We start from the raw sequence: 14,989 nt of genomic DNA, 5'->3' as shown, positions 1-14,989 counted from the left end.
GTGGCGCACCATCGTCTCCAATCCGGATCGCGACAAAAGCGCGCATGCGCGCGGCGAGCTGCCGCCAGCGTATCCGGACCCGATTGCAGGCGCGCGCTTCGGCGCGCGCCGGCTGACACGGCACGCGCGCATCGCCGCGCAGGACAGGAGACTTCGCCATGACGACCGCGGAACGCAACGCGTCCCCCATGATAGAGAAACACACGATCGGCTACGTGCCGCCCGCAGAACGCCACGGCAAGGTGCGCGACCTGTTCACGCTCTGGTTCGGCGGCAACATCGCGCCGCTGCCGATCGTGACCGGCGCGCTCGGCGTGCAGCTCTTTCACCTGAACCTGATGTGGGCGATCGTCGCGATCGTCGTCGGCCAGGCGGTCGGCGGCGTGCTGATGGCGCTGCATTCGGCGCAGGGGCCGCAGATGGGCATCCCGCAGATGATCCAGAGCCGCGCGCAGTTCGGCTCGTGGGGCGCGCTGCTGGTCACGGTGATCGCGGCGGTGATGTACGTCGGCTTCTTCGCATCGAACATCGTGTTGGCCGGCAAGTCGGTGCACGGCATCGCGTCGTCGGTGCCGGTGCCCGTCGGCATCGTGATCGGCGCGGTGGGATCCGGGCTGATCGGGATCGTCGGTTACCGATTCATCCACATCCTGAACCGGATCGGCACGTGGGTGCTCGGCATCGGCATCGTGGTCGGCTTCTGGATGATCCTGTCGCACGTGAGCACCGCCGATTTCCTCACGCGCGGCGGCTTCGACTTCGCCGGGTGGCTGGCGACGGTGTCGCTGTCCGCGTTGTGGCAGATCGCGTTCGCGCCGTACGTGTCTGACTATTCGCGTTACCTGCCGGAGGACGTCGGCGTCGCGTCGACGTTCTGGGCGACCTATCTCGGCTGCACGATCGGCTCGACGCTCGCGTTCATCTTCGGCGCGGTCGCGGTGCTCGCGGTCCCGGCCGGCGCGGACACGATGGATGCGGTCAAGCAGGCGACCGGCCCGCTCGGCCCGCTGATGCTGTTGCTGTTCCTGCTGAGCGTGATCAGCCACAACGCGCTGAACCTTTACGGCGCAGTGCTCGCCGTCATCACGTCGGTGCAGACCTTCGCGTACAAGTGGATTCCGACCGCGAAGACGCGCGCGGTGGTGTCGGTGGCGATCTTCATCGCATGCTGCTACGCGGCGATCGGCGCGTCGACGAACTTCGTCGGCAATCTCGTCGATCTCGTGCTCGCGCTGCTCGTCGTGCTGGTGCCATGGACGGCGATCAACCTGATCGACTTCTACGTGATCCACAAGGGCAAGTACGACATTCAGTCGATCTTCATGGCGGACGGCGGCGTATACGGCCGCTTCAATCCGCAGGCGTTGCTCGCGTATGCGATCGGGATCGCCGTGCAGATTCCGTTCATGAACACGCCGATGTATGCGGGCCCGATTCCCGCGCATCTCGGCGGAGCCGACCTGTCGTGGCTCGTCGGGCTGGCGCTGACGTCGCCGCTGTACTACTGGCTCGCGACGCGCGACAGCGCGTACCGGCGCCGGCAGACGGGTGCGCAGCTGCCGTCGTCGGCGGCGCGGTAAGCGGATCGTCTCTCGACGTGACGAAAGGAAGCGGCCGCCGCATCGGATGCGATGCGGCGGCCGGGAGAGGGGGAAGAGGGGCGGCGAGCCGGTTCAGGCGCGCGGCATGTCGTACCGGATGTCGCAACCTCGCCCGCGCCGTGAATCACACGCCCACGGAACGCGCGACCCGCACCGGCACCGACTTGTACGACGGCGTGCCGCTTTCCTTGTCGATGTAGTCGAGCGGCACGAGCACGTTCGCTTCCGGGTAATACGCGCCGACCGACCCCGGCGCGATGTCGTACTCGATCGCGGTGATCTTCTCGAGACGCAGCGTGCGGCCGGATGCGGTGATCGTCTCGACGTCGACGAGGTCGCCGTGTTCGAGCCCGTACTTCGCGAGATCGGCCGCGTTCATGAACAGCACGTCGCGCCGCCCGAACACGCCGCGATAGCGGTCGTCGAGCCCGTAGATCGTCGTGTTGTACTGATCGTGGCTGCGCAGCGTGATCAGCCGCAGCACCTGCTCGGCGCCGAGCACGTCGGCGTCTTCCTTCACGCCCTTGTAGACCGAGAACGTCGCCTTGCCGGTCGGCGTGGGCCACACGCGCTCGGTGGGCGGCAGCGGCAGGCGGAAGCCGCCCGGCCTGCGGATCCGTTCGTTGAACGCCTCGAAGCCGGGCACCGTGCGATCGATCAGGTCGCGGATGCGGTCGTAGTCGGCGATCAGGTCGAGCCATGCGACCTTGCTGTTCGGCAGCGTCGCATGCGCGATTCCGGCGACGATCGCGGGCTCCGAGCGCAACTGGTCGGACGCCGGCTTGAGCTTGCCGGCCGATGCGTGAACCATCGACATCGAATCCTCGACGGTGATCGACTGCCGGCCGCTCGCCTGCATGTCGAGCTCGGTGCGGCCGAGCACGGGCAGGACGTAGGTTTCCTTCGCCACCAGCAGATGCGAGCGGTTCAGCTTCGTGCCGAGATGCACGCTCAGATCGAGCTTCGCCATCGCGGGGAACGACAGCTCGGGATCGGGCAGCGCGACCGCGAAGTTGCCGCCGAGGCACAGCAGCGCCTTGGCCTGGCCGTCGATCATGGCCTGCATCGCCTGCACCGCGTCGTGCCCGTGATGCGCGGGCGGCTTGAAGCCGCACACGTCCTCGATCTTCTGCAGGAATTCGGCCGACGGCTTCTCGGTGATGCCGACGGTGCGGTTGCCCTGCACGTTGGAGTGGCCGCGCAGCGGGCATATGCCTGCACCGGGCTTGCCGAAGTTGCCGCGCATCAGCAGCAGGTCGGCGATCAGGCGCACGGTCGCGGTGCCCTTGTTGTGCTGCGTGACGCCCATCCCGTACGTGACGATCGTCGCGTTCGACTTCGCGTAGGCGAGCGCGACCTGTTCGAGCTGCGCCTGGCTCAGGCCGCTCGCGCGCTCGATGTCGTCCCACGACGTCGCCTGCAGGTCGGCGGAGAACGCGTCGAAGCCGTCGGTGTGTTGCGCGATGAAGTCGCGGTCGAGCACGTCGCCGCGCCCGGCCTCGAGCCGCAGCAGCGCCTTCATGATGCCTTTCAGCGCGGCGGCGTCGCCGCCCGCGTCGACCTGATAGTACGTCGAAGCGATGCGCGTCGAGCCGAACGACGCCATCTCGATCATGTCCTGCGGATCCGCGAAGCGTTCGAGCGCGCGCTCGCGCAGCGGATTGAACACGATGATCGGCACGTTGCGGCGCGAGCACTCGTGCAGCGTGCCCATCATTCGCGGGTGGTTCGTGCCGGGGTTGTGGCCGATGGAGATGATCAGCTCGCAGTGGTCGAAATCCTCCAGCGACACCGTGCCCTTGCCGATTCCGATCGACTGCGGCAGGCCGACGCTGGTCGGCTCGTGGCACATGTTCGAGCAGTCGGGGAAATTGTTGGTGCCGAGCTCGCGCGCGAAGAGCTGATACAGGTACGCGGCTTCGTTTGACGCGCGGCCCGACGTATAGAACTCGACCTGCTCGGGCGGCAACGCGCGCAGCACCTCGCCGATGCGCGCGAACGCGTCGTCCCATTCGACCGCGCGGAACGTGTCGGTCGCGCGATCGTAGACGAGCGGATGCGTGAGCCGGCCCATGTTCTCCAGCTCGTAATCGGACAGCCGCAGCAGCGACGACACCGTGTTCGCCGCGAAGAACTCGGGCGTCACGCGCTTGGTCGTCGCTTCCCACGTGACTGCCTTCGCGCCGTTCTCGCAGAACTGGAACGTCGACTTGTGTTCCTTGTCCGGCCATGCGCAGCCGGGGCAGTCGAAACCGTCGGGCTGGTTGGTCCGCATCAGCACGATCGGCGCCTCGATGGTTTCCATCTGCGTGCGCACGGCCTCGGCTGTCGCGCGAAGCGCGCCCCAACCGCCAGCGGGCCCATCGTACTTTCTGATGCCCGGCACTTCGCGTCGATTTGTCATGTGAATCTCCATGAGCCGGACCCGCTGCCGGGTGGCTCGGGTTGCGCCGCGTCGCGGCATGGGGCGGTTCCGGCCCGCGGACGGAGCCGGTCATGCGGGCCCGTGCATCCGGGCCCGTCGGGTTTCAGTGCGCGTCCATCCTCGCACCGGACGACGTCTTGCCGAATGCCTTCGCGACCGGTCGCGTTCGACGCCAGCAACGCCGGCGCTTCGCGGAGCCCGCGGCATTACTTCGACTGCGTTCAAAATAGCGAATCGGCCCCGGGCCTCCAAGACACAGTTCCGCATCGGCGCGGCCGCGAATTGCACCCTCACATGCATGTGCTCGGGAGATGCAAGAAGTACAGACGAGCGCGCACGCGGGTGCGGCGTGCGGGATACGAAAAGGTGGCGGCGCGCGATGCGCGCGCGTGGGCGCGCATCGCGGCGAAGCGGGGTCAGTCGGAGAGCGTCATCGCAAGTCGCTGTCGTGCGATCTGCTTCACGGCGGATGACAGGGCTGCATCCTGCAGATCGTTGGCCCAGACGGAGAATGAATCCTCGATCAGGTTGCGGGTGTCGGGCGGCAGCTCGGCCAGCATCAGCGCCACCACGGTGAAGAGCACGGCGGTGTCGCCGGCGTGGCGGCTCGCGTTCGCGTCGACGGCCTGCTTCAGGCTGTCGACCGACGCTTGCAGCGCCTGTAATGCGTCATTCGATTCGCTCATTTCACGCCTCCATTCAGGATGGTGCGGCGACGACGAACGTGCGGCCGGCAACGCGGCCGGTGCACGCGATGCCCGGCAGGCATCGCGCGCGGGCGGGACGTCAGGTCGCCGCGGTGGCCTGCGGCGCCACGGCCACCGATGCCTCGCTCGTCAGCATCAGGAACGTGAACGTTTCGCGCAGGTACAGGCGAACGACCTTGTCGGTGTGACTCGTGTAGCCGATCGACACGTCTTCGCCGAGGTGCAGTTCATAGTCGCCGCCGCGGGTGGACAGCACGCAGCCGCCGCTGATCGCCGGCGCCCAGATGATCTCGCCGCTGACGATGCGCTTGATGTGGCCGAGGACCGGGTAGCCCTGGTCGCGCGCTTCGCTCAGCGCCGTGTAGGCGTCCGAACCGAGCACGACCGAGTACGGGCCGTCGACGCCGGCGAGCCGCAGTGCTTCCAGCGCATCGCTGATCGCGTCCGGGTACGCGCCGACGTCGGCCGGCAGCGTGAGCTTGCGGTTCGACGTGCCTTCGCGGATGCCGACGATGTCCGCGGCCAGGTAGCCGTCGAAGATCGCGCCGTCTTCCGCGAATGCGAGCCGTTGCGCGGCGTCCTTCGCCGGTTGCCAGTCGGCGTCGCGCGCGCCGCGCTCGACGCTGTCGATCGCATCGCGACTCAATTCGAACGGCACCGTGAGCTCGACGATCGTACGCGCTTCGCGTAACCGTGCGCTCACCTGCTCGCGCGGCGCGGCGACCTCGCGCAGATGCCCGGTGCCGACGGCCGACAGCGCGGGGCCGGCCGGGCCCTCGACGTCGACCACGCGGCGCCCGGCCACCGAGCGCTTGAAGGTGCGTGCCACTTCCTCCTCGATCTGTTCCCAGGCGGCGGAGGAAACGGGCGCGAGTTCGCGGTGCAGGTTATTCATGGGCTTTGGCTCCTTTCAGCGATCCGATGTTCAGCGAGCCGTCACGACGCGACTCGGGCGAGGTGGGGGCCGGCTGCGAGGCGGTGGCGTCGGCGGCCGGTGCGGCGCGATCGGCGAGCGCTTCGAGCAGGTCGGCCGACGGCACGAAGAACAGCGAGCCGGTGACCGCGCGGCTGTAGTCGAGCAGCCGGTCGTAGTTGCCGGGCGGGCGGCCGACGAACATGTTCTCGAGCATCTGTTCGATCGGCGCCGGCGAGCGCGCGTAGCCGATGAAATAGGTGCCGAATTCGCCGTAGCCGGGGCGCCCGAACGGCATGTTGTCGCGCAGGATCTTCACTTCCTTGCCGTCTTCGTCGAGCGTGGTCAGCGAGCTGTGCGAGCACGACGGTTTCACGTCCGGCGCGAGCTCGATGTCGGACAGCTTGGTGCGCCCGATGATGCGCTCCTGCGTCTCGACGGCGAGCGCGTTCCAGCCGGCCATGTCGTGCAGGTACTTCTGCACGATCACGTAGCTGCCGCCCGCGAATGCCGAATCCTCGTCGCCGATCACCGTGAAGTCGACCGCCTCGCGGCCTTCCGGGTTCTCGGTGCCGTCGACGAAACCGATCATCGCGCGCTGGTCGAAGTTGCGGAAGCCGTGCACCTCGTCGACGACCGTGACCGCGTCGCCGAGCGCGCCGAGCAGTTGGGTGGCGAGTTCGAAGCACAGGTCCATTGCCTCGGCGCGGATGTGCAGCAGGATGTCGCCCGGCGTCGCGACCGCGACACGCTGGCCGGCGCCGAATTCGCGGAACGGATGCAGCGACGCGGGGCGCGGATCGCCGAACAGCGCATCCCATGCGTCGGCGCCGAAGCCGCACACGCAGGACAGGTTGCCGCCCGGCACGCGCTTGCCGACCGAGCGCACGAGCGCGGCGATGTCGCCGCACCACGCGCGGATCGTGTCGGCGCGGTCGGCGCCCGGGTTGACGGTTGCGACGAGGAAGATCGCGCTGCGCGTGATCGGACTGTGAACGGCCTGGGAGAGCGGGGGAAGGGTTTGCATCGCGGCCTGCCGGTCAGTCATGTCGGGACGGACGGGCCGCGAATGCCGCGGCGCGCGAAGACGAACGGTTGGACTGTGTCATGCGACTGTTCTCTTTGTGACATGCGGATGAAGGACGTTCGTTGCGCATGCGTCGCGCAACAGGCCACGGCGGCGGCCTGCCGCCCGGGCGCAACGGGTGGCCGCGCATTCGCCCGGCGCGTGACCTTGCCGCACCGCGTGACGGCGTCGAGCATGCAATCTAGCAGCTTCGGCGGGTCTTTGGAACACGTATCGGCGAACTGTCATTCGAATGGATTGATCGGGGTCCGATTTCGCGCAGCGGGCGTGCAGCTGTACTCCTGAAGCGCGCGGCGCTGTGCTCTTGAGCGGGCGTGGCGCGTGCAGTAGATTGGATTCGCTCCGCCTGCCGACGAGAACCATCATGATGAACCTTCTGGAAGAGACGCGTATTTTCGGTGCAGTGATCGAGCATGGCGGGGCGTCCAACCTGATGGTGGGCAACGCGCAGGTGAACGCGCGGCTCGATCGCCTCGAACGGTATCCCGGCTGCCGGTTGTTGCCGGACCGAACGGGCGACGAGATGCCGGCGTCGCGTTCCATGAGTGCTATCGCCCGGATAGATGCGTGCGCAACCGTTCATCCTCGCGAAACCATCCGCCGTGTCGATGGAGTATTGACCGAGGCATCCAAGCCATTGCACGGGTCATCGTTTTGAATACGTCCACTGTTTCCGCCGATACGGCCGCCGAGCGCATCCGCCGCCGCTTCGGACACTTCCTCCATGCGGCCGAGCTGGCCGGGCTGATCGTGATCGGTCTCGCGACCGCGTTCGCGATGACGCAGGAAGCGTGGAAGGTCGTGCTCGCGGGCGAGGTGTCGCTGACCGACCTGCTGTTGATGTTCCTGTATCTCGAAGTGCTCGCGATGGACGTGCGCTACCTGCGGCTCGGCCGGCTGCCGGTGCGCTTTCCGCTGTTCATCGCGATGACGTCGCTTGCGCGCGACCTGATCCTGCGCGGCGCCACCGACAGCCCCGAACGAATGCTGATGACCACGTTCGGGATCGTGCTGCTCGCGGTGGGCGTACTGATCCTCAGCTTCGGTCAGCATCGTTTTCCGACGGAAGTCGACGATGTCGAGGAAGATGCGCACACGCGTCGGTAACGCCGCCTGCGTGCGCGTGGCCGGTGCTGTCGGCGAAGAACGAAGGATTCCACATCGATAGCGGTGTCATCGTTGAAATGACCGCAACCGGCAAGCTCGCCGTGTCCGGCACGGATTGGCCGTTCAAGAGCGGCCCGCCCGGGATGCTCGCCAGGCCGCACGCCGCGCACGGCATGCGGATTGCTTCGCCCGCTTGACACCCGCACACGCGTATCCAGCGTGTTGCGCCGCAACGTCGATGACGTTCCGCGCCGGTTGCGGATCGCGTATGAGCCATGGTGCGCGTTTGCGTGCGCCGCGGGGTCGTCCGTCCCTGCTCTTTTCAGGCAGGACGCCGATAATGGGATCGTTACCTCAGCCGGGAGCCGCGCCATGTCCGGAAGCGACGCATCGTCTTCACGCCCCGATCTTGCGCAGGGCATTTCGCTCGATGACATCGCCGACGGCGCGATGATCGAGGGCCAGGTCGGCGACGACGCGGTGCTGCTGGTGCGCCGCGCCGACGCCCTGTTTGCCGTGGGCGCGCAATGCCCTCACTACGGCGCACCGCTGGCCGACGGGCTGCTGGTCGGCGACACGATTCGCTGCCCGTGGCATCACGCGGCGTTCTGCCTGCGCATCGGCGAACGGCTGCGTGCGCCGGCGCTCGACGGCCTGACATGCTGGCGCGTCGAACGTCGAGACGGCCGCGCGGTCGTGCTCGGCGCGCAGCCTGCCGCGTCGCCGCCCGTGTCGAATGCGCCCGGATTGCCCGAATCGGTGGTGATCGTCGGCGGTGGGGCGGCCGCGATCTCGGCGGCCGTGACGCTGCGGCAGGAAGGCTACCCGCACGCGATCACGCTGCTGAGCGCGGACAGCGAGCCGCCGTACGATCGACCGAACCTGTCGAAAGACTATCTGGCCGGCACGGCCGAAGCCGACTGGCTGCCGCTGCGCGGCGCGTCGTTCTATACCGACCAGCGCATCGACGTGCGCTGCGGCACGCGCGTCGCGCGGATCGACCCCGCGCAACACGCGGTCGAGCTCGCGGACGGCAGCCGCGTCGGCTACGGCGCGCTGCTGCTCGCCACCGGCGCCGAGCCGAACCGCCTGACCGTACCGGGCGCCGATCTTCCGCACGTGTGCGTGCTGCGTTCGCGTGCCGATTGCGATGCGCTGATCGGCAAGCTGAAGACCGCGCGGCGCTGCGTCGTGGTCGGCGCGAGCTTCATCGGCCTCGAAGCGGCCGCCGCGCTGCGCACGCGCGGGCTCGACGTAGACGTGGTCGCGCCCGATGCGCGGCCGATGGCGCGCGTGCTCGGCGACGCGCTCGGCGATACGATCCGCGCGCTGCACGAGTCGCACGGCGTGGCGTTCCATCTCGGCGCGACGCCCGCGCAGATCGCGTCGGATCGCGTCACGCTGTCGAACGGCGACGTGCTGCCGGCGGATGTCGTGCTGGTCGGCATCGGCGTGCACCCGAACGTCGCGCTTGCGCAGGACGCGGGGCTGGCCGTCGATCGCGGCGTGACGGTCGACCGTTTCCTGCAGACGAGCGCGCCGGACATCTACGCGGCCGGCGACATCGCGCGCTGGCCCGATCCGCTGACGGGCGAACGCATTCGCGTCGAGCACTGGGTCGTCGCGGAGCGACAGGGGATCGTCGCGGCGCGCAACATGCTCGGCCGGCAGCAGCCGTTCGACGCCGTGCCGTTCTTCTGGAGCCAGCACTACGACCTGACGGTGCGCTATGTCGGACACGCGGAGCAATGGGATCGCGTCGAGATCGACGGCGACCTGCGCGCGCACGACGGTTCGGTGACGTACTGGCGCGGCAACGCACGGCTCGCGGTCGCGACGATCGGCCGCGATCTCGACTGCCTGCGCGCGGAAGCGGCGCTCGAGCAGCAGGGCGCGACGCACGCGTGAGCGGGCTGGCGACCGTGCGTTGACGGATGCACGCTCCGGTCAACGCGTTGCGTATGCAACGGTCGTTGCAGCGTCGCGACAAGCGCGGAGGCCGGCGTACCGCGACTCCGGTTGCGCCGTCGACGCGTTCGCGACGACGAACCAAAACGCGAATTGCCCGGTGTTCCCCTCGCCGACGGGCGCGCGCCTTGCTCGAACAGCGCGACGGTATCCACACCGTTTCCGCTTTCGACAAGGAGGGCCTGACATGAAAGCAGTCGTATTTCACGGCATCGGCGATATTCGCATCGATACGGTACCCGACCCGGAAGTCGCCGACGTGACCGACGCGGTCGTGCGCCTCACGGCCAGCGCGATCTGCGGCACCGACCTGCACATGGTGCGCGGCACGCTCGGCGGGATGAAGCCGGGCACGATCCTTGGCCATGAGGGCGTCGGCATCGTCGAGACGGTCGGGCGCGACGTCCGCAATCTGAAGCGCGGCGATCGCGTGCTGATTCCGTCGACGATCGCGTGCGGCAGCTGCGTGTACTGCCGCGCGGGCTACACCGCGCAATGCGACGTCGCGAACCCGGGCGGGCCGCGCGCGGGCACCGCGTTCTACGGCGGACCGGCCGACACGGGTCCGTTCGACGGGCTGCAGGCCGAATACGCGCGCACGCCGCTCGCGAACGCGAGCCTGATCCGGCTGCCCGACGCGATCGACGACGACCGCGCGATCCTGATGTCCGACATTTTCCCGACCGGCTACTTCGGCGCGCAGCTCGCGGAGGTCAAGCCGGGCGACACGGTGGCCGTATTCGGCGCCGGGCCGGTCGGTCAGTTCGCGATCGCGAGCGCGAAGCTGATGGGCGCCGGGCGCGTGATCGCGATCGACCGCATCGCGTCGCGGCTCGAGATGGCATGCGCGCAAGGCGCCGAGACCATCGACTTCTCCGAGGAGGACCCCGTCGACACGGTGCTGCGGCTCACCGGCGGGATCGGTGTCGATCGTGCGATCGACGCGGTCGGCGTCGACGCGATGCGCGCGACGCACGGCCCGGCCACCGCCGATCGCGACGCGGCGCGCGCGTTCGATGCGGAAGTCGACGCCGTCGCACCGCGCCGCAAGCCGGACGGCCGCTACTGGATACCCGGCGACGGGCCGTCGCAGGTGCTGCAATGGGCGGTGCGCGTGGTCGCGAAGGCCGGCACGGTCGCGATCATCGGCGTGTATCCGCCGCAGGCGCGCGTGTTCCCGGTCGGCGAGGCGATGAACCGGAACCTGACGATCAAGATGGGCAACTGCAATCACCGGACCATCACGCCGCGGCTGATCGAGCTCGTGCGCAGCGGGGCGTTCGACCCGGCGTCCGTGCTGACACGCTGCGAGCCGCTGACGAACGCGATCGACGCGTATCGCGCGTTCGACGTGCGCGAGCCTGGCTGGATGAAGGTGAAGCTGACGCCATGACGATGCGAACCGGAAGGAGGAGGGCAGTGATGAACGAGATCGACGATCGCTACGACAACTGCATGGCCGCATGCGACGCGTGCGCGCATGCGTGCGACGCTTGTATCGCGGGATGCCTGGCGGAACCCGAGGCGCAGACCCTGACCGCCTGCATCGCGCTCGACATCGAGTGCGCGCAGCTGTGCCGCCTTGCATCGGGCGCGATGGCGCGCGCCAGCGTGCTCGCGCCCCAGGTGTGCGCGCTTTGCGCGCTTGCATGCGATCTGTGTGCGGCCGAATGCCTGCAGCACGCGCACGACCATTGCCGGCGCTGCGCGCTGGCATGCGATACCTGCGCCGCGATGTGCCGCGCGATGGCCTGAACGGTCAGCGCGTGTCGTGAACCTGGCGGGCGACGCGCTGCAGCAGCGCGTCGAGCACCGCCATCTCGACGGGCTTGACGAGGTGATCGTCGAAGCCCGCGCTCGCGGTGCGTGCGAGGTCGGCCGGGCTCGCATGGCCGGACAACGCGACGCAGGTCGTGTCGGCCAGCACATCGATCGCGCGCAGTTCGTGCAGCAGCGTGAAGCCGTCGACGTCGGGCATCGAGAGATCGACGAGCATCAGGTGCGGAACGACCTCGCTCGCGAGCGCCAGCGCGTCGCTCGCGTTGTACGCGACGTGCGGCGCGTGGCCCTTGACCTGCAGCAGCACGGCGAGCGTGTCGGCGGAGTCGCGGTTGTCGTCGACGATGACGATGCGCAGCGGCGCACCGGCCGGCTGTTCGGCTGCGCGCGGTGCGGGCGCGTCGCCGGGCGCCGCGCGCGTCGCGTGCTCGATCGGCAGCCGCACCGTGAACGTCGCGCCATGGCCGGGGCCGCTGCTTTCGGCGGCGATCATCCCGCCGTGCAGCTCGACGAACGACCGGCAGATCGCGAGGCCGAGCCCGAAGCCGTCCGACGGGCGCCGGCCCGACGCGCCTTCCTGTTCGAACAGGTCGAAGATCGATTCGAGCGCGCCCGGCGCGATGCCGACGCCGTGATCGGTTACGCGGATCGCGACGGTCGGCCCTTCGGCGCGCGCGCCGACGTCGATGCGCCCGCCCTGCGGCGAGAATTTCGACGCGTTGTCGAGCAGGTTGTGCAGCACCTGGACGAGCCGCGCCACATCGCCGCGCACCACCAGCGGATCGGCCGGCAGGTCGACGCGAATGTGCTGCTCGCGCGCGGCCAGCTTCGGCTGGATGCTTTCCACGCCGCGGCAGACGAGGTCGCGCACGGTCACCGGCGCGTCGTCGAGTTCGACCTTGCCGGCGGTGATGCGCCCGACGTCGAGCAGATCGTCGACCAGCCGCGTCAACTGTCCGACCTGGCGGTGCACGGCGTCGCGGCATTGCGCGAGCGCGGGCGCCGGATCGGGCAGGCTCTGCAGCACGCCGACCGAATGGCGCAGCGGCGCGAGATGATTGCGCAATTCGTGCGCGAGCATCGCGATGAACACGCTGAGCCGGTGCGTCGACACTTCGAGCTCGGCGAGCCGCTTGCGCTCGGTCATGTCGCGCGTGATCTTGATGAAGCCGGCCAGCTGGCCCGCGTGGTCGCGCACGGCCGTGATCGTCACGCTGGCCCAGAACAGCGAACCGTCCTTGCGTACGCGCCAGCCTTCGTCCTCGAAGCGACCGTGCGCGACGGCTTCCCGGAGCGCGAATGCGGGCCGCCCGGCGGCGATCGCGTCGGGCGGATAGAAGCGCGAGAAATGGTGGCCGACGATGTCGGCCGTGCGATAGCCCTTGATGCGCTCGGCGCCCGCGTTCCACGTCGCGACGTTGCCATGCGTGTCGAGCATGAACACCGCGTAGTCGGTGATCGCACCGACGACGGTCTCGAAGCGAAACTCGGCGAAGCGGTGCAGCAGATCGCGCGCGTCGTTGGGTCCGAGCGGCGGGGGCGGATCGGAAATGGTGTCGTTTGTCTTCATCGTCACGGCAAGTCGGATGCGGGCGGAAGAACGCCGCCCCGCCGCAGCCGGCCCGGCCGGCGGCGGCCATTCAAATCGGATTGACACGCCCGAAAGCATAAGGGAGGTCAATTCACCTGATCAATGGGGGCGCATGGCCTGTGCCGCGCGGCGCGCGCGGCGCGAAATCCTGCCGGCGGACGGCCGGGCGGTGGCGATGCGGCATGGCGATTGCATCGCCGTCCGGTCCGCACGCCGCGACGGGACGGGCGCGAGAGCCCCGGCCGGGAGCGGTGCGACGCTTTGCGGCTACACGAGGGCATCGACATGAACAGCACACTGAACCCCGACAACGAACCGGCCGGCCCGGACGACGACAACGCGCGGCGCGGGCGCGACGGCCGCGCGCTGGGGCCGAGCGACTCGTCCGACAGCGGCAGCGACACGGCGGGCGCGCGGCGCCATCCGTTCGACGTCGATTCGCCGCTCGACGAACACGCGCTGGAGCGCGGCGACGCGGCCCTCGACAGCGATACGGACCGCGCGGGCACCGGCGAACGCGCGTCCGCGGATGGCGACGCGGGGCTCGAGGAAGGCGCCGACATCGAGCCGGATCGCACGGAACGGCTGAGCGAGCCCGGCCGCGTCGACGATCCGGACGCGCCTGAGGAACCCGGCACGGGCGACGTATAGGGTCGTTGCACGGCGACCGGCCGCGCAAAAACTGCAATCCCGTTGCAGATAGGGAGGCCCGGCAAGGGGCGTTCGGCAACGAGTGACCGGTCAGCGTCGCCCGTCCGTGGGCATCGGGCGCGAGATGCGGCGATCACGGCGTGGACCGGACTATTGACGTCGGCGCGCCGCCTCTGCGCGACGGCCGGCCACGCGGCACGTGACTTGCAACCGGTTGACCGACGCGCGCCGCGACGCGACATGGGGCCGCGCGTGGCACAGCCGCGAACAAGGAGAGACACGATGCAACGACGATATCCCGGACGGCAAGCCGAACGGAGCGGCCCGCCCGACTGGCAGGAGCGCAGCGCACGCGCGTACCGGGACACCGGCGAGCGCGATCTGCGCGGCGACGAATCCCGACGGCAGGATGCCGACTACGAATCCGCGTACCGGCGCTTCGCGAGCGAGGACGTCGGCCCGGAAGACTGGGGCAGCGAATGGAGCGAGCGCTCGGCACGCTCGTCGGCCGAACAGCGCGGTGCAAGCGGTGACTGGCGCGACGCACCGGGCGACGCGCGCGATCCGGCATGGGAAGCCGAACGCGGCTATGGCGACCGAGGCCGTCGCCCGGAAGACGGCCTCGGTCGTCCCCGCCGCTACGGCGGCGACCAGCAGGGATTCCGTGGCCATCACCGGATGGCCTGGTATGGCGGCGAGCGCGATTACGATTCTCGCGATCCGTCGCGCTTCGGCAGCGATGCGCAACGCGACACCATGCGCCACCGTCGCGGCCCGAAAGGCTATACGCGCTCGGACGAGCGGATTCGCGAGGACGTTTGCGAGCGACTCGCGCATGCGCTCGACATCGACGTGAGCGACGTTTCCGTGCAGGTGCGCGACGGCCGCGTCGAACTCGACGGGACCGTGCCGTCACGCTGGATGAGGCACGACATCGAGGACATCGCCGACAGCTGCATGTGCGTGCGCGACGTCGAAAATCGTGTGCGCGTGCAACGCAACAACGGCGACCACGATACGGGTATGGTGCTGCATCCGTCCCAGCGCACGGTCACGCCGACGCAGCCTGCGGTGCGCGACCCGGAACCGGGCAGCGGTGCCGGCCGCGATCGCGACACGCGCCGTTAAAGCGCCGTTGACCGCCGATACGAGGATGATTC

At 68.9% G+C, this 14,989-nt stretch carries 14 protein-coding genes; 9 read left to right on the top strand and 5 right to left on the bottom strand.

Annotated elements, in window-relative coordinates; translation table 11 throughout:
* The first annotated feature begins 158 nt into the window (after positions 1-158).
* Positions 159-1,580: a purine-cytosine permease family protein gene (locus tag ACV22V_RS10825; RefSeq protein ID WP_448013788.1), complete on the top strand. Its 1,422-nt coding sequence runs from the start codon at positions 159-161 to the stop codon at positions 1,578-1,580.
* 145 nt (positions 1,581-1,725) lie between these two features.
* Here the strand turns inward: ACV22V_RS10825 and ACV22V_RS10820 are convergent, their stop codons facing one another.
* The 4 genes from ACV22V_RS10820 to ACV22V_RS10805 form a co-directional block, all read right to left on the bottom strand.
* Positions 1,726-4,005 (bottom strand): FdhF/YdeP family oxidoreductase, encoded by a 2,280-nt coding sequence (locus tag ACV22V_RS10820; protein ID WP_448013787.1) that lies wholly within the window; start codon positions 4,003-4,005, stop codon positions 1,726-1,728.
* A gap of 437 nt (positions 4,006-4,442) precedes the next feature.
* On the bottom strand, positions 4,443-4,712 hold the full coding sequence (locus ACV22V_RS10815; RefSeq protein ID WP_059537134.1) for a hypothetical protein: 270 nt from the start codon (positions 4,710-4,712) through the stop codon (positions 4,443-4,445).
* 100 nt (positions 4,713-4,812) lie between these two features.
* A complete protein-coding gene (locus tag ACV22V_RS10810; protein ID WP_059537130.1) occupies positions 4,813-5,628 on the bottom strand; it encodes a family 1 encapsulin nanocompartment shell protein in 816 nt (271 codons plus the stop codon).
* Positions 5,621-6,694 carry a Dyp-type peroxidase gene (locus ACV22V_RS10805; protein WP_059700786.1) on the bottom strand — a complete coding sequence of 358 codons (1,074 nt, stop codon included), beginning with the start codon at positions 6,692-6,694 and terminating at the stop codon, positions 5,621-5,623. The genes ACV22V_RS10810 and ACV22V_RS10805 overlap by 8 nt, the downstream gene beginning before the upstream one ends.
* A 403-nt stretch (positions 6,695-7,097) precedes the next feature.
* Between ACV22V_RS10805 and ACV22V_RS10800 the strand changes: the two genes are divergently transcribed.
* The 6 genes from ACV22V_RS10800 to ACV22V_RS10775 all read left to right on the top strand — a co-directional run bounded on the left by ACV22V_RS10800 (position 7,098) and on the right by ACV22V_RS10775 (position 11,563).
* Positions 7,098-7,391 carry a LysR family transcriptional regulator gene (locus tag ACV22V_RS10800; protein ID WP_448013786.1) on the top strand — a complete coding sequence of 98 codons (294 nt, stop codon included), beginning with the start codon at positions 7,098-7,100 and terminating at the stop codon, positions 7,389-7,391.
* Entirely contained in the window at positions 7,388-7,840 is a 453-nt protein-coding gene (locus ACV22V_RS10795) for a phosphate-starvation-inducible protein PsiE (RefSeq protein WP_448013785.1), read from the top strand. Before ACV22V_RS10800 ends, ACV22V_RS10795 begins: the two co-directional genes overlap by 4 nt.
* A 23-nt stretch (positions 7,841-7,863) precedes the next feature.
* Positions 7,864-8,037 carry a hypothetical protein gene (locus ACV22V_RS10790; protein ID WP_448013784.1) on the top strand — a complete coding sequence of 58 codons (174 nt, stop codon included), beginning with the start codon at positions 7,864-7,866 and terminating at the stop codon, positions 8,035-8,037.
* 175 nt (positions 8,038-8,212) lie between these two features.
* A complete protein-coding gene (locus ACV22V_RS10785; protein WP_448013783.1) occupies positions 8,213-9,748 on the top strand; it encodes an FAD-dependent oxidoreductase in 1,536 nt (511 codons plus the stop codon).
* 247 nt (positions 9,749-9,995) lie between these two features.
* Positions 9,996-11,201 carry a zinc-dependent alcohol dehydrogenase gene (locus ACV22V_RS10780; RefSeq protein WP_059537109.1) on the top strand — a complete coding sequence of 402 codons (1,206 nt, stop codon included), beginning with the start codon at positions 9,996-9,998 and terminating at the stop codon, positions 11,199-11,201.
* A 29-nt stretch (positions 11,202-11,230) separates the two neighbouring features.
* Positions 11,231-11,563 (top strand): four-helix bundle copper-binding protein, encoded by a 333-nt coding sequence (locus ACV22V_RS10775; protein WP_059700790.1) that lies wholly within the window; start codon positions 11,231-11,233, stop codon positions 11,561-11,563.
* Positions 11,564-11,567: 4 nt separating this feature from the next.
* Here the strand turns inward: ACV22V_RS10775 and ACV22V_RS10770 are convergent, their stop codons facing one another.
* Positions 11,568-13,157 (bottom strand): PAS domain-containing hybrid sensor histidine kinase/response regulator, encoded by a 1,590-nt coding sequence (locus ACV22V_RS10770; RefSeq protein WP_448013914.1) that lies wholly within the window; start codon positions 13,155-13,157, stop codon positions 11,568-11,570.
* A 306-nt stretch (positions 13,158-13,463) separates the two neighbouring features.
* Between ACV22V_RS10770 and ACV22V_RS10765 the strand changes: the two genes are divergently transcribed.
* Complete coding sequence (locus ACV22V_RS10765) at positions 13,464-13,829, top strand: hypothetical protein (protein WP_059537100.1); 366 nt, start codon at positions 13,464-13,466, stop codon at positions 13,827-13,829.
* A 282-nt stretch (positions 13,830-14,111) separates the two neighbouring features.
* Positions 14,112-14,957: a BON domain-containing protein gene (locus ACV22V_RS10760; RefSeq protein WP_448013782.1), complete on the top strand. Its 846-nt coding sequence runs from the start codon at positions 14,112-14,114 to the stop codon at positions 14,955-14,957.
* The last annotated feature ends 32 nt before the right edge of the window (positions 14,958-14,989 follow it).

The organism is Burkholderia sp. AW33-5 (genome assembly GCF_053427615.1).
The sequence above is the reverse complement of the archived record's forward strand: the minus strand, read 5'-3'. Positions and strand labels throughout refer to the sequence as shown.

Bases quoted from the DNA above. Each gene is read 5' to 3' on its own strand.
- ACV22V_RS10805 (WP_059700786.1), bottom strand. From the start codon at position 6,694: ATGACTGACCGGCAGGCCGCGATGCAAACCCTTCCCCCGCTCTCCCAG.
- ACV22V_RS10825 (WP_448013788.1), top strand. From the start codon at position 159: ATGACGACCGCGGAACGCAACGCGTCCCCCATGATAGAGAAACACACG.
- ACV22V_RS10820 (WP_448013787.1), bottom strand. From the start codon at position 4,005: ATGACAAATCGACGCGAAGTGCCGGGCATCAGAAAGTACGATGGGCCC.
- ACV22V_RS10775 (WP_059700790.1), top strand. From the start codon at position 11,231: ATGAACGAGATCGACGATCGCTACGACAACTGCATGGCCGCATGCGAC.
- ACV22V_RS10785 (WP_448013783.1), top strand. From the start codon at position 8,213: ATGTCCGGAAGCGACGCATCGTCTTCACGCCCCGATCTTGCGCAGGGC.
- ACV22V_RS10765 (WP_059537100.1), top strand. From the start codon at position 13,464: ATGAACAGCACACTGAACCCCGACAACGAACCGGCCGGCCCGGACGAC.
- ACV22V_RS10780 (WP_059537109.1), top strand. From the start codon at position 9,996: ATGAAAGCAGTCGTATTTCACGGCATCGGCGATATTCGCATCGATACG.
- ACV22V_RS10815 (WP_059537134.1), bottom strand. From the start codon at position 4,712: ATGAGCGAATCGAATGACGCATTACAGGCGCTGCAAGCGTCGGTCGAC.
- ACV22V_RS10770 (WP_448013914.1), bottom strand. From the start codon at position 13,157: ATGAAGACAAACGACACCATTTCCGATCCGCCCCCGCCGCTCGGACCC.
- ACV22V_RS10810 (WP_059537130.1), bottom strand. From the start codon at position 5,628: ATGAATAACCTGCACCGCGAACTCGCGCCCGTTTCCTCCGCCGCCTGG.
- ACV22V_RS10760 (WP_448013782.1), top strand. From the start codon at position 14,112: ATGCAACGACGATATCCCGGACGGCAAGCCGAACGGAGCGGCCCGCCC.
- ACV22V_RS10800 (WP_448013786.1), top strand. From the start codon at position 7,098: ATGATGAACCTTCTGGAAGAGACGCGTATTTTCGGTGCAGTGATCGAG.